The 13380-nt window shown below is 59.8% G+C and carries 11 protein-coding genes; 4 read left to right on the top strand and 7 right to left on the bottom strand.

From position 1 onward, the window contains the following. Nucleotides 1–153: 153 nt before the first annotated feature. The 3 genes from LDZ23_RS23370 to mdlC all read right to left on the bottom strand — a co-directional run bounded on the left by LDZ23_RS23370 (nt 154) and on the right by mdlC (nt 4266). A complete protein-coding gene (locus tag LDZ23_RS23370) occupies nt 154–1089 on the bottom strand; it encodes a ketopantoate reductase family protein (RefSeq protein WP_280519344.1) in 936 nt (311 codons plus the stop codon). Nucleotides 1090–1163: 74 nt separating this feature from the next. Then, entirely contained in the window at nt 1164–2615 is a 1452-nt protein-coding gene (locus tag LDZ23_RS23375) for an aldehyde dehydrogenase (RefSeq protein WP_008348953.1), read from the bottom strand. A 37-nt stretch (nt 2616–2652) separates the two neighbouring features. Then, complete coding sequence (gene mdlC, locus LDZ23_RS23380; RefSeq protein ID WP_034472421.1) at nt 2653–4266, bottom strand: benzoylformate decarboxylase; 1614 nt, start codon at nt 4264–4266, stop codon at nt 2653–2655. 242 nt (nt 4267–4508) lie between these two features. Between mdlC and LDZ23_RS23385 the strand changes: the two genes are divergently transcribed. The 3 genes from LDZ23_RS23385 to LDZ23_RS23395 all read left to right on the top strand — a co-directional run bounded on the left by LDZ23_RS23385 (nt 4509) and on the right by LDZ23_RS23395 (nt 8876). Further along, nucleotides 4509–5435 (top strand): LysR family transcriptional regulator, encoded by a 927-nt coding sequence (locus tag LDZ23_RS23385; RefSeq protein WP_008348956.1) that lies wholly within the window; start codon nt 4509–4511, stop codon nt 5433–5435. Nucleotides 5436–5874: 439 nt separating this feature from the next. Then, entirely contained in the window at nt 5875–7542 is a 1668-nt protein-coding gene (locus LDZ23_RS23390) for an ATP-binding cassette domain-containing protein (RefSeq protein WP_244808232.1), read from the top strand. A gap of 38 nt (nt 7543–7580) precedes the next feature. After that, nucleotides 7581–8876 (top strand): TolC family outer membrane protein, encoded by a 1296-nt coding sequence (locus LDZ23_RS23395; protein WP_081851866.1) that lies wholly within the window; start codon nt 7581–7583, stop codon nt 8874–8876. 241 nt (nt 8877–9117) lie between these two features. On the opposite strand, the gene LDZ23_RS23400 is transcribed toward LDZ23_RS23395, so the two are convergent. After that, nucleotides 9118–9357 (bottom strand): hypothetical protein, encoded by a 240-nt coding sequence (locus LDZ23_RS23400; protein ID WP_051079002.1) that lies wholly within the window; start codon nt 9355–9357, stop codon nt 9118–9120. Between LDZ23_RS23400 and LDZ23_RS23405 the strand changes: the two genes are divergently transcribed. Beyond that, the gene (locus tag LDZ23_RS23405) at nt 9356–9661 is read left to right on the top strand and encodes a hypothetical protein (protein WP_008348961.1); all 306 of its coding nucleotides are present in this window, start codon (nt 9356–9358) and stop codon (nt 9659–9661) included. The genes LDZ23_RS23400 and LDZ23_RS23405 overlap by 2 nt on opposite strands. A 5-nt stretch (nt 9662–9666) precedes the next feature. Here the strand turns inward: LDZ23_RS23405 and LDZ23_RS23410 are convergent, their stop codons facing one another. From LDZ23_RS23410 to LDZ23_RS23420, 3 genes are all read right to left on the bottom strand, one after another. After that, the gene (locus tag LDZ23_RS23410; RefSeq protein WP_034472418.1) at nt 9667–10758 is read right to left on the bottom strand and encodes an NAD(P)H-dependent flavin oxidoreductase; all 1092 of its coding nucleotides are present in this window, start codon (nt 10756–10758) and stop codon (nt 9667–9669) included. A 25-nt stretch (nt 10759–10783) separates the two neighbouring features. Continuing rightward, on the bottom strand, nt 10784–11698 hold the full coding sequence (locus LDZ23_RS23415; protein ID WP_008348964.1) for a LysR family transcriptional regulator: 915 nt from the start codon (nt 11696–11698) through the stop codon (nt 10784–10786). A gap of 166 nt (nt 11699–11864) precedes the next feature. Then, on the bottom strand, nt 11865–13376 hold the full coding sequence (locus tag LDZ23_RS23420) for a CoA-acylating methylmalonate-semialdehyde dehydrogenase (RefSeq protein WP_008348966.1): 1512 nt from the start codon (nt 13374–13376) through the stop codon (nt 11865–11867). Between the last annotated feature and the right edge of the window lie 4 nt (nt 13377–13380).

The following is a 13380-nucleotide window of genomic DNA, read 5'->3' on the forward strand; positions in this document are numbered from 1 at the left end:
GATTGCAACAAGGTCCGCGACGTCGCGCGGGAGCATGGCAAAACATATCTTCATGGCGATGTCTCCTGGGTACGCTGCGCCGGGTCGATCGGCGCGTCTTTTGATGCATGATCGCGGACGTTTGTTGTTCTCTGTCGACGTGCCCGCGGCTACCTACTTCGCAACGGCTGATGCGTTTCGCGCGTCGATAAGCCTGACGAGCTTTGCCAATGTCTCCGTGTGCGGAACGGACACGTTGATGCTGCGGGCCACTTCAACGACTGCGCCGTTGATGCCTTCGATCTCTGTCTTTCGCCGGGCCAGAACGTCTTGCAGCATCGACGGCTTGTGCCCCTTGTGCTGTTCGATCGCATGAACGATGTTTGTCGAGCACACGCTCAGATCCGCGGAAACGCCGCTGGCGTTCGCCACTGCGATGACCTCGGCGGCCACGGTCAGTGCCAGGCTCTTGCTGTCCTCCAGCAGTCCAAGCTGGTCCACCGTCGTCCCAGTGACCGCACAGATGCTGTTGAGCGCAGCGTTGAACGCCACCTTTTCCCAGATAGCTGCCCAGACGTTGTCGTCGATCTGACAATTCAATCCGGCGGAATTCAGAGCCTCGGCGACGGCATTGACTTGGGAAGTGCGTTCACCGTCGGCGCTCATCATGCGAATTTTCCCTTCGCCGTGACTGCTCACCGAGCCAGGACCGACAAGGTCCGCTGGCCACGTGGTAACGCCAACAAGCACGTTGGAGAGCGGCACGAAGTCTCGAATCGCTTCGACGTTCCCGAGTCCGTTTTGCAGCGTGAGCACGGCGGTTGTCTCGCCGAGCAGATGCTCGATGCCGGACAAGGCCGCGCGCGTGTGCATCGACTTCGTGAAGAGCAACAGCAAGTCAGGCCGTTTATCCGTAGCTTCGGGTCGTATCGCGTTGATGTTCGTGATTGCGCGAGTATCGTCATCCATCTCCAAGCGGAGGCCCTTCGCACCGATAGCGTCCAGATGCGGTTGATTGATGTCGATCAGCGTGACTGAGTGACCGGCTTCCGCCAGGCGGCCGCCGAACAACGACCCCATCGCTCCTGCACCGAGTACGGCGATTTCCATAGTTGACATGTCGACCGCGGCTGCGGTCTTACCTGAGTTGTCGAACGAGTTGACGAGGGTGACAGGGACGTAACTCAGAACGGATAGTGTCGCGGCGACGTTTGCACAGTGACCCAGCGCAAGTCGGTAAAAGCGGCAATGCCTGCCTGTCCGCCGAAGTGGCCAAAGCCACTACCTTTGACGCCTCCAAAGGGCATCTGCGCTTCGTCGTGGACGGTTGGCCCGTTGACGTGGCAAATCCCGGATTGGATGCGGCTGGCCACCCGCATCGCGCGCGCGACATCGCGACTGAACACGGCCGCAGCGAGACCGTATTCGTTATCGTTAGCGCATCGGATCGCTTCTTCTTCGCCGTCGACGCGCACGATTGCCTTGACAGGGCCAAACGTCTCTTCGTTGTAGATCCGCATGTTCGGTCCAACGTTATCGACGAGCGTTGCAGGCATAAGCGTGTTCTCTGCTTTTCCCCCGCAGACCATCGTCGCGCCTTTGTGCAAGGCGTCATCGATCAAGGCGTTGCATCGTTGTACCGTCGCCATATCGACAACGGAGCCCAACACGACCGGCCCCTTTCGAGGGTCGCCGAGCGGCAGCGTCTTAGCCTTTTCACCGAGCTGAAGAACAAACTCGTCGGCGATCGCGCGATCGACGATGATGCGCTCGGTGGACATGCAGATTTGTCCTGAATTCGCGAAGGCGCCGAAAGCGGCAGCATCGACCGCTGCCGCTATGTCGGCGTCGTCGAGCACGATCAGCGGGGCCTTTCCGCCCAGTTCGAGAACAGACGGTTTGAGATGCCGTGCGCAGCTTTCCGCGATGATTTTCCCGACCTTTGTCGAGCCCGTGAAATTGACACGTCGGATAGCCGGATGTGAAATCAGCGCTTCGACAACCGGACCTGCATCGGCAGGCGCGTTCGTGACGAAGTTGACGACGCCTGCGGGCAATCCAGCATCCATGAAGGCTTCCGCAATGAGTGCGTGCGTCGCCGGGCAGATTTCCGAGCCCTTCAGTACCACCGTGTTACCGCAAGCGAGTGGAAGCGCAACCGCACGGACGCCAAGGATGACAGGCGCATTCCACGGCGCAATCCCGAGGCATACGCCGGCGGGTTGCCGAACCGCCATCGCCACGCTGCCGGGGACGTCGGACGGAATGACTTCGCCTGAAATTTGCGTGGTCAGTGACGCTGCCTCCCGCAGGCCGTCAGCGGCCAATCGCACATTGAAGTCGGCCCAGATGCGCGAAGCGCCCGTTTCGGCCGCCATCGCGGAAGCAAACGCCTCCGCCTTCGCTTCGAGCGCTTGCGCCGCGCTAAGGAGATAGGAACGACGCTGGGTCGGGCCCTGCTGAGACCAATGAGCAAACGCGACGGCAGCTGAATCCACTGCATCACGAACGTCGTCCAGCGTACACGCGGGGGCCACGCTTGCGACGTCCTGATCCAAGGGGTTAGAACGTTGGAATGTCGCGCCATTGCTCGCGCCGACATGCGCTCCGTTGATAAGCATCGAAATCGTCTTCATAGTCTCCGCCTTATGTTTCTCTTTTCCTGTAGGCCCTTCAGGCAATCACGACCTCGACAAGACGCGGCTCGCCCGCCTCGAGGGCTTCCTTCAACTTGTCCGCGAGCTCCGCGGCGTTCGCGACACGGAGACCTTTACAACCCATGCCCTGGGCAAGCGACACGAAATCCAAGCCGGGAAGATCAGTGCCCTGAACAGCGTCGTCGGAAGCGAATCCAAACACCGGCGCAAACTCTTGAAGCGCGGCATAGCGCTGGTTGTTCAGAATGACGAACGTGATCGGCAGACGCATCTGCACCGCGCTATAGATCGCCTGGATCGAGTACATGCTCGAGCCATCTCCGATCAATCCAATCACTTTGCGATCGGGGAGAGCGAGCGCGACGCCGACCGCTGCAGGCATGCCGTAGCCCAAGCCGCCGCTAGCCATCGTGAAAAACGTATTGCTCTTTGTGAACGGCAGATACCGTTGCATGACCGGGCGAGAACTCGGTGCCTCTTCAACGACAACGTCGTTCGGATCGCGAACCTCCGCGAGGGTTTGCAGCGCGAAGGCGACCGACATCACGGGCGACGGCTCGGCACGAGGTGCTCTTGGCCGAGGGTCAGGCAAAGGACGCGTGTCTGGCGCCGCACGCGCAAGCAAGTCAAGCAAGCCGAGGCGGACGTTGCCGACCACCGCAGCCCCTCCGGGCGTCCACGCCGCGACGTTGGGGTCGTCGATGAGTTGATAAAGCGCCGCGCCCGCCGGCACGTGCGGACCTGTACCTTCGACGTGATACGAAAAGGCAGGCGCGCCAAGGACGCAAACGACGTCATGCCCATCGAGCAGCGAGACGATCTTTTCACGCATCGCGGGGAGAAATCCCGCGAAAAGTCGATGGTCCTCGGGGAACGAACAACGCGCGCTCATCGGCGCGACAAAGACGCGTGCGTTATGTCTCTCGGCCAGCTGAACGACTTCCTTCCATGCGCCCGCCCGGTCGACTCCCGCACCTACCACGAGAGCCGGCGTTCTCGATGCGTCCAACGCTGCGCCGAGTTTCGCCAATGCCTCCGGGTCGGGACGAACCGAGTTGCTGACAGTCGCGCGCTCATGAAACTCCGCAGGCTGGTCCCAGTCATCCACGGGAATTGAAACGAAGACAGGCCCACGCGGCTCCTGCATTGCGATGTGATACGCGCGCTCCAGCGCGCGCGGCACGTCTTGCGCACGCGCGGGTTCGATCGCCCACTTCACGTATGGCTTGGGCAACTCGACTGCCTGTGCGGCGGAAAGGAACGGGTCGAACGGCAAGATCGAACGGGCTTGTTGACCCGCCGTGATAACGAGCGGCGTCTGATTCTTGAATGCCGTGAAGATATTGCCCATCGCGTTGCCGACGCCGGCCGCAGAATGAAGGTTCACTAACGCTGCGTTTCCAGTTGCTTGCGCATAGCCATCGGCCATCCCGACGACTGCCGCTTCTTGTAAGCCCAGGACGTATCGGAAGTCGGCAGGGAAGTCCCGAAACATTGGAAGCTCCGTCGATCCAGGGTTAGCAAAGATCGACGTCATCCCCAGTTCGCGCACGAGCTTAATGACGACATCCCTGACGGTGGCGTGTGTCGACGGACTGCTTCCTTCGCCTTGTTTGTCGCTGCCTGTCATTGCGATTCCTCTTTGGTTCAAGAGCGTTTCTGCTCTTCGGTGAAACGAGTATGGGTTTCCAAGACATGCTTGAATATTGCTTTTTTTCGCGAAACCCTTTACCTTCAGGTAAAGGCTCGGAGCTTTTGCGAAATGTCATATGCTGAAGTAAGTGGCTGTTTTTGATGCTCTTTTCCAAGCCCAATTTGAGTTGATGGCCAATGCCCTAGGCCAGTGTCCCTAGGGAACACCCCAACGAACTCATGAGCTACAACCTCCATCAATTGCATGCTTTTACGACCATCGTGTCGTCCGGCAGCCTCGGAAGGGCCGCAGCATCGCTCAATGTGACTCAGCCAGCACTCAGTCGAACCATCAAGCGTCTGGAGGAAGATGTGGGCGCGCCGCTCTTTGAGCGGCACGTCAAAGGCATGCAGTTGACGGATATTGGCGCTGCTTTGCTGCCGCATGCTCAACTTCTATTGCGCGAGGCAGAAAATGCGCGCGAAGAGATCGACGCGATGCGCGGACTCGCCAAAGGAACGATCAAGGTGGGAGCGGTTGGCAGTCTCGCTGCCCACTTCCTTCCTTTGGCGGTCGATCGTGTCTTGGAGAAATGGGGCAACTTGCACGTCGAAATCATCGAAGGCGTGTGGGACCGCCTTGCCGAGGGGCTCATCAATTACGAGATCGACCTCGCTCTAAGCACGGCCACTAATGACAGCGACGAGATCGTGGCCGTACCTGACTGCCGATGGGAGGACAACAGCTTCGTCGTAGCAGCTTTCAGCCATCCATTGCGCAAGAAACCGAAGCTCGCTCTCGCCGACACATTGACCGCGCGGTGGGCCATCCCGCCCAAAGGTACAGCCCCTTATGAACACATGCGAGAGACGTTTCTCTCTCGCAACCTCGACATGCCGGATATTGCCGTCCGGACGCGCTCGGTGACCGTGCTTAAAAGTCTGGTAGCCGAATGCTCGTTTCTGAGCTGGATGCCGGAACCGATGTACGACTCCGAAAGCAAGGCAGGGATCATGGGGACTCTGCCTATTCCGGGCGTTCGCGCCGCCAGAACATTGACAGCGTTTCAGCGCCGCGACGGGATACTGCCGCGTCCAGCCGCGCGTCTGCTCGACGAACTCAGAAGCCTGACCGAGGGCGGCATGGCGTTGCGGACCACCCGATAAGCCAAAGATTGCCATCGAGTTCGGAATCTCGGGAACTGCGTTAGGAAATAATCTAAATCCTCCGCCTGATTCGATTTAGTCTGCGCAAGCGCCCAGCGGCCGGGCCAAAATCAGTTTCAAATACCAAGTTAGAAATAGTTCTAAATGCGGCTTTAGAATTATTTCTAACTACTGCTTTAAGGCATTTATTAACGGATAATTATTTAGGATTTCCAGACTTTCTATTTTCATTTGGAACCCTTAATATCCGTTTCCAGCATTTGGCCTGGGATCGCAGGATTCGAGAAGGCACGTTATCCCCAGATAACCCACCTTTACGACTCTCGTCCAGTGCAAGTTCGTTGCATCAGTATGAATCCAACGTCTTTAACGATCCGGAATTCCGGAGGCCCCTCCACGGCCATATGCTGAAACCAAACATTCCTGGGAGCATTGCTTTATGAAGTCTTTCGCTATTTCCACTTTGATGGCCGCTATTTTGGGAGCTACTGCAGGTAGCGCTCTCGCAGCTGATGGAACGATCACGTTCAATGGAGCCTTGACGGCTTCGACATGTGAAATCAATGGTAATGACACGTCGTCCAAAGACTTTACCTTCGCAAGCATTTTCGTTTTTGGCGCGTTGAGCGAATACGTGCAGAAGTACCTCACCGAATTGATCTTCAATCTGGTCCAAATCAACTCGACGGAAGGACTCATCGGGCATCTTCTGCGCAATCCGATGCCATGGTTCGAGAAGCGGCACGTCGGCGATGTATTCGCGCGCGTGAAGGCGCAGGACGAGATCACCGGCTACGCGACGCGCTCCATCGTCTCGTTGTGCATCGACGTGGCGGTAGGAACGCTCGCGCTCATACTCATGCTTATCCAAAGCCGGCAACTGACGCTCATTGCACTCGTGGTATTCGCCGCGTACGTGGCGCTGGCGTTGAGCATGTATCCCGCGATGCGCGACAATCACGCGCTGGTCACGGAAACGTCGGCCCGTTGCGATGACGCGCTGATCGAGACCATCCGCGCGGCGTCGTTGCTCAAGCTTGCACAGGGCGAGACTCGACGCACGTCGATCTACATGACGATCTTCAAGGCGTATGCCGTGGCAGCGCTCGCGAAGAGCCGATTGAACTGCACGCGCGACAGCCTGCTCAAACTCGTCAACTACGCGGACACCGTGGTTATCACATACATGGCGGCACGGCTCATGCTCGGCGGCGTCGTTTCGGTCGGCGTGTTCTATTCGTTCCTGATCTACAAGTCGTTGATGTCGGAGCGTTTTGCCAACGCCATCAACGCGATGTTTCAGTACTTCATGTTGAGCGTGCCGGTCGCGCGGGTCGACGACATCGTCGAAGCACAGACCGAAACTTACACGCCATTGAGCGCGAGCGAACGGGCGACGGAGATACGCGATTTCTCGAGTATCGAAATGCGTAACGTGACGTTCAGCTACGGCGTATCCGATAAACCCGTGCTGGCCGATCTCAATCTTTCGATTCGCAAAGGCGACAAGATCGTCATCACCGGTCCTTCGGGGAGCGGCAAGTCCACGGTATTCAAGCTCTTATCGGCGGCCGAGCCTCTGCGGGAAGGGCATATCGAACTCAACGGAATCGCGTGGCCGAATCTTGCCGTCGATGAAATTCGGCGCCACATGGCTCATATGCGCCAGGGCGACATCATCCTTCACGGCTCGATTGCCGACAATATCACCTTGTTTGCGGCGAATCCCGACGACGACCGCATACACAGGCTGCTTTCCGACGTGGGCCTTCTCGACGATGTCATGCGTCTGCCGATGCGCACGCGAACCGTCATCAGCGACACGATTGCCAACATCTCTGCGGGGCAGCGTCAACGTCTTTTGCTGGCGCGCGCGCTCTATCAACAACGCGAGATACTGATGCTCGATGAGCCTACTTCGAATCTTGATCCCGCATCTGTGAAGCACATTGCGCAACTGCTTCGCAGTCTGAAGCAAACGGTGGTGGTCATCACCCACGATATGGCTTTGGCATCGGCATTCGACATGCGCTATGCATTCGCCAATGGCGGGCTCGTGCCTGAACACGTCGTGCAAGCATCTGATCCGGTGCTGGTGGACGCATGAAGAAGCCGGGATTCTCAGCAGTCTTGGTTGCGGTCTGCATGACGCTGGCTAATCAGACATGCGCGAGCGATCTGCTCGATATGGTGAATGCGTCGCTCTCACAGGATGCCGATCTCGCGCAGGCACGCGCCGCCTATGAGGCGTCGAAGCAGGCCATTCCCATTGCGCGAGCTGCCTTGCTGCCGCAGATAAGCGGAGGATGGGGCCGTGCGTATAACGAAATCAAAACGGACGGTTTTCCGCGTCAGAGCTATTGGCAAAACGGATGGACTTTTCAGGCCGCGCAGCCCCTCTTCGACTGGGCCAAATGGACGACCTATCAGCAGGCCGATCTGGTCGTCGCTCAAGGCGCGGTGCAATTCGCGGCCGCGCAGCAAGCGGCGATGCTCAAGGCGGTTCGCGCCTATTTCGATGCGCTCGCGGCGGAGGACGAACTCGAACGTACGAGCGAATATCTCGCCGCCATCGATGAACAGCACAGGCAAACGCGCCGTAAGCGCGCCGCCGGCGAAGCGACTGTCATAGACGAGCGCGATATCGATGTCGCTCTCGCCCAGGCGCGGATTCAAAACGCCGACGCGCGTCAGGACATGGAGGTGAAGCGTCGCGTTCTACAGCAGATGAGCGGCAAGCCATTCTCGCCGCTTGCGGGTCTTGCAGCGGGCACGAAGCTGCCGCGTATCGAGCCGGAAGATCCGGATGTCTGGGCCGGTCAGGCGAGTTCGAGCGGCTACGATGTGCAATCGAAACAGCTCGACCTCGAAATCGCGAAGATGGATTCGAAAAAGGCGCGTGCGGCGCACTATCCGGTCGTCTCGCTTACCGGCACCTACACGCCGGCTGGCGCAGCGTCGGGCTATGCGCGCCCGACCACCACGACCACAGCCATGCTCCAAGTGATGATGCCGCTCTTCTCCGGCGGAGAGATACAGGCGCGATTGAAGCAAAGCCTGGCGCAGCAAGACAAAGCGCAGGACGCGATCGAATCCGCGTCCTTCACGGCCGAGAAGGATGCGCGCGAAAACTACGCTGCATATCTAAAGGCGCGCGTTCGGAGTATCTCACTCGAACAGCTATTGCAGACATCAAAGGAAGCATTGGCCGCAACCGAAACGGGCTTCAAGGTCGGCAGCCGGACGCAGGTCGACGTTCTGCGTGCGCTCGACTCGTACTTTACGGTTCGCCGCGATCTCATGCGTTCTCGATACGAGGTTATCGTTTCCTCGTTGCAATTGAAGGCGAACGTTGCGTCCCTGACCATCGACGATATTTCCTACGCAAACACGCTGTTGTGCTGCGCGAAAACATCGGACAACGGACCATCCTTACGCTGACTGTGCAAGAGTGCATTGACGTGCCGAATACCTTGAGTTCGTTCACGTAACCCTTCTGGCTTTGCCAGAGCAGTTCGCTCTAATACGCTTGAAACGCGCATCGGGAATTTCCCATTGCGCGTTTTTTGTTGCCTAAAAGGATCGACATGAGTTATTTGCATGCCGTCTCGCAGGCATCTATCAAATCTCAAAAAAGATTTGCTCCAAAAATAGGATACGTCTTATTATGTTCTTAAGCTGATTATGTTCCCGCAGCGCGCAGATAAGGAATCCCGAGCACAAGAAGTTTCATTACAGGGGCCGAGATGAGAAAAGCGAAGTGGTTGACTATTGCCCGGCACGCGCTGCGCTGCGCCGTCGTGAGTTCCCTTGCCGGGCTTTGCGTGCCGGCTTTCGCGACACTCGTTCCGGGCGGCACGATCACGTTCAGAGGTGCATTGGTTGCGCCGCCGTTTGACATCGTTTCCGGATCTGCTTCCATGCTCGGAACCAGTGGATTCCAGAACGATTCCGCTGATGTGAAAGGCGTACGTTCCTCCGCCGTTGTCACCTATTACGCGCCACCGCACAATGCGCCGAGCGCGGAGGTTTCGTTGGTCGTAGTGGGCGATCGTGCCGCTGCGGTGAGCTCGCATTTCATCGACGGCGCGGGACAGCGCGTCGGGCCGTCCCTGGGCCGCTCATATCACGTAGGCCCGGCAGGCGGCGCGCTTCTGATACGGCGATCCGAAAACGCGCGCGCCGAATCGACGACGCTCGTGACCGTCGTCACCCAATACAACTAGCGCATTCAACGCGATGCATATCGCTGCAATCCCGCGATGCTTTCCCGCAGTTCGTCTTGCAGCCGCGCCATCAATTCGGCGGCGGGCAACTCGCGCGCGAGCGCGGCGGCTTGCCCTGCCCATTGCGCGCCGTAGCCGAATTCGCTCTTTGCTTTCGCCACTGCGTGCAATGCCTTGCCTGCATCGTAGGTAATCGGATACGCGGGAATGGCAGGCGCTCCTTCGGCGCGCCCGAGTTCGGTGAACTTGTTGACGAGGCCGCGCGCCTTGCGCCCCGAAATCGCCGATGTGAACGTCGTGCGTTCGGCCGCATCGGTCAAGATCGCGCGACGGTAGCCCGCATCGATCGACGTCTCCGTGCAAGGCACGAACGCCGTGCCCAATTGCGCGGCCTGTGCGCCCAGCGCAAGCGCCGCCGCAATCCCCGCGCCGTCCATGATGCCGCCCGCCGCGATCACGGGCACATCGAACTTGCTGGCGAGAAGACGCGTCAGCGCGAACGTGCCGAGGTTGTCGTCGTCGGCTTGCGGATCGAAGATGCCGCGATGTCCGCCCGCTTCGATGCCCTGCGCGACGATCGCATCCATGCCCGCCGCGACGACCTGCTCCGCCTCACGCAAATTGGTTGCGGACGCAATCAGTTTGATGCCCGCGTTGCGCAACGCATCGATGTATTCCTTCGACGGCAAGCCGAAGTGAAAACTCACGATCGCGGGCTTCTCTTCGACGAAGACCCGGAGCATGGCATCATCGACGACGAAGCTCGTATAAATCTCGCTCAGCTTCGCGGGCGGCGTCGCGCCGTATTGCGCGAACACCGGCGCGAGCCAGTTCGTCCATGCCTGCTCGATAGCGGCGTCGGCGCGGGCCGGCTCATGACAGAACACGTTGATGTTGAACGGCTTGCTCGTCAGCTCGCGCGTCTCGCGAATCACCTTGCGCGCGCCTTCCGCGTTCATCGCGCCGACGCCGAGCGAGCCGAGCCCGCCCCCATTCGATACGGCCGCCGCGAGCGCGGGCGTGCTGACGCCGGCCATCGGCGCCTGAATGATCGGCACGTCGATGCCGAGTAGCGATGTCAATGCGTTCTTGCTCATGAATGTGCATCCTCTGAACGTTGATTCAACGCGTGCCGAGCTTCTCGACGACGAAGTCGACAAAAGCCCGCACGCGCGACGACAAATGTCTGCCGTGCGGATACAGCAGGATGAACGGCCTGCTGCATCCGCCGTAATCGCGCAGCACCTCGACAAGCGTGCCCGCGCGCAATTCTTCCTCGACGGTGAAGCGATAAATCTGGAACAGACCCGCGCCGTGACGCGCGAGCGGAATGCCCGCGAGCGCATCGCCGGACGTGCCGTAGCCGCCTTGCGTCGTGATTTCCACGAGTTCGCCGTTCTGCATGAAGAGCCACGGCACGGGCCGTCCGGTGCTTGGCATCTCGAACTGGATGCATTCGTGCGCGAGCAGATCTTCGATTGTTTTCGGCACGCCCGCGCGCTTCAGATAAGCCGGCGACGCCACCGTGACCAACTCCGCATCTTCGAGCTTGCGCGCGATCAGACCGGAATCGCGGGGTGCGCGTCCGCGTATCGCGAGGTCGAAACCTTCATCGGCGAAGTCGATGTTGCGGTTGCTCAGATGCGCTTCGACCGTGACATCGGGATAACGCTCTCTGAACTCCGCAAGCAACGGCAGCATGCGGTAATGCCCGTAAGGCGTCGGCATGCTGATGCGCAACACGCCCTTCGGCGTCGTCTGCTGGCCGGTGGCTTCGCGCTCCGCTTCCGCGAGACGATTGAGCGCATCGCGACATTGCTCGAAGTAGCGACGTCCTGCATCGGTCAGTCGAATCTGGCGCGTCGTACGCACGAAAAGCCGCACGGCGAGGCGCTTTTCGAGTCGCGCGACCGAGCGGCTCACGGCCGCCGGCGTGACGCTCGCAGCGGTCGCCGCGAGCGTGAAGCTGCCGAGTTCGGCTGCAAGGCAGAAGAGTTCGATGCTGCCGAGAAGAAGGTCGTCGAATTGCCGCTGCATGTCGATTGGCTTCGCGTCGCTGTCGTTCTTGCTGAATCTTCGCCGCTTGCACATGAACGGTCAACCGACGGCGTTTCATACGGTTCGGCGCGCCGGGGCACAAAAACGAACGCCCGCTTCTTCCACACGGAAAAAGCGGGCGATTAGTTGCACGCGTAACGATCGATTACTTCGCGGTCGGCATCACGAATTCCGCGCCCTTCTCCGTGCTCTCGGGCCAGCGCTGCATGATCGACTTCTGCTTCGTGTAGAAGCGCACGCCTTCTTCGCCATACGCGTGCATGTCGCCGAAAAGGCTGCGCTTCCAGCCGCCGAATCCGTGCCACGCCATCGGCACCGGAATCGGCACGTTGATGCCGACCATGCCCACTTCGATGCGACGGCCGAATTCGCGCGCGATATGACCATCGCTCGTATAGCAGGCGACGCCGTTGCCGAATTCGTGCTCGTTGACGAGATCGACCGCTTCGCTGAAGTCCTTCACGCGCACGCACGCGAGTACCGGGCCGAAGATTTCTTCCTTGTAGATGCGCATGTCCGGCGTGACATGATCGAACAGCGTGCCGCCCGTGAAGAAGCCGTCTTCGTGGCCCGGCACCTTGAAGCCGCGGCCATCGACGACGAGTTTCGCGCCTTCTTCCACGCCCAGCGCGATATAACCTTCGATGCGTTCGAGTGCCTGGCGGGTGACGATCGGACCCATTTCCGCGTCGTCTTCCATGCCGTTCTTGATCTTGAGTTGCTGCGCGCGCTCTGCGAGACGCGGCACGATCTTGTCGGCGACATCGCCCACGAGCACCGCGACCGAGATCGCCATGCAGCGCTCGCCGGCCGAGCCGTAGCCCGCGCCGATCAACGCATCGACGGCCTGATCGATGTTCGCATCGGGCATCACGACCATGTGATTCTTCGCGCCGCCGAGCGCTTGCACGCGCTTGCCGTGCTTCGCGCCGGTCTCGTAGATGTAGTTCGCGATCGGCGTGGAGCCGACGAAGCTGATCGCCTTCACTTGCGGATGCGCGAGCAGCGCATCGACGACGACCTTGTCGCCCTGCACGACGTTGAAGATGCCATCGGGCAAACCGGCTTCCTTGAGCAGATCGGCCATGAACAGCGACGCCGACGGATCGCGCTCGCTCGGCTTCAAAATGAACGCGTTGCCCGCCGCGATCGCGACCGGGAACATCCAGCACGGCACCATGCACGGAAAGTTGAACGGCGTGATGCCCGCGACGATGCCGAGCGGCTGGCGCGTCGTCCAGTTGTCCATGCCCGTCGAGACCTGTTCGGTGTAGTCGCCCTTCAGCAGTTGCGGAATGCCGCATGCGAATTCGATCACGTCGATGCCGCGCGACACTTCACCCTGCGCATCCGAGAACACCTTGCCGTGCTCGGCAGTGATGATCGCGGCGAGTTCGTCGCGATGCTTGTTCATCAGTTCGAGGAACTTCAGCATGACGCGCGCGCGGCGGATCGGCGGCGTGTCGCGCCAGGCCGGGAACGCGGCTTTCGCGCTCGCGACGGCTGCATCGACATCGGCGGCTTCACCGAGCACGAGCTTGCGCGGACGCTCGCCCGTCGCGGGATTGAACACCGGCTGCGTGCGCGTGGCCGAGCCATGCGTGCGCTCGCCGTGAATGTAATGAACGACGTCGGCGGTATCGTTGAACGCTTGCATGCTG

Origin of the sequence: Caballeronia zhejiangensis (assembly GCF_022879815.1) — a bacterium.
Lineage (GTDB): Bacteria > Pseudomonadota > Gammaproteobacteria > Burkholderiales > Burkholderiaceae > Caballeronia > Caballeronia zhejiangensis.

What these genes read in the sequence shown, in the direction of transcription:
- LDZ23_RS23370 (WP_280519344.1), bottom strand. Translation starts at nt 1,089, where the DNA reads ATGGAAATCGCCGTACTCGGTGCAGGAGCGATGGGGTCGTTGTTCGGC.
- LDZ23_RS23375 (WP_008348953.1), bottom strand. Translation starts at nt 2,615, where the DNA reads ATGAAGACGATTTCGATGCTTATCAACGGAGCGCATGTCGGCGCGAGC.
- mdlC (WP_034472421.1), bottom strand. Translation starts at nt 4,266, where the DNA reads ATGACAGGCAGCGACAAACAAGGCGAAGGAAGCAGTCCGTCGACACAC.
- LDZ23_RS23385 (WP_008348956.1), top strand. Translation starts at nt 4,509, where the DNA reads ATGAGCTACAACCTCCATCAATTGCATGCTTTTACGACCATCGTGTCG.
- LDZ23_RS23390 (WP_244808232.1), top strand. Translation starts at nt 5,875, where the DNA reads ATGAAGTCTTTCGCTATTTCCACTTTGATGGCCGCTATTTTGGGAGCT.
- LDZ23_RS23395 (WP_081851866.1), top strand. Translation starts at nt 7,581, where the DNA reads ATGACGCTGGCTAATCAGACATGCGCGAGCGATCTGCTCGATATGGTG.
- LDZ23_RS23405 (WP_008348961.1), top strand. Translation starts at nt 9,356, where the DNA reads ATGCTCGGAACCAGTGGATTCCAGAACGATTCCGCTGATGTGAAAGGC.
- LDZ23_RS23400 (WP_051079002.1), bottom strand. Translation starts at nt 9,357, where the DNA reads ATGGAAGCAGATCCGGAAACGATGTCAAACGGCGGCGCAACCAATGCA.
- LDZ23_RS23410 (WP_034472418.1), bottom strand. Translation starts at nt 10,758, where the DNA reads ATGAGCAAGAACGCATTGACATCGCTACTCGGCATCGACGTGCCGATC.
- LDZ23_RS23415 (WP_008348964.1), bottom strand. Translation starts at nt 11,698, where the DNA reads ATGCAGCGGCAATTCGACGACCTTCTTCTCGGCAGCATCGAACTCTTC.
- LDZ23_RS23420 (WP_008348966.1), bottom strand. Translation starts at nt 13,376, where the DNA reads ATGCAAGCGTTCAACGATACCGCCGACGTCGTTCATTACATTCACGGC.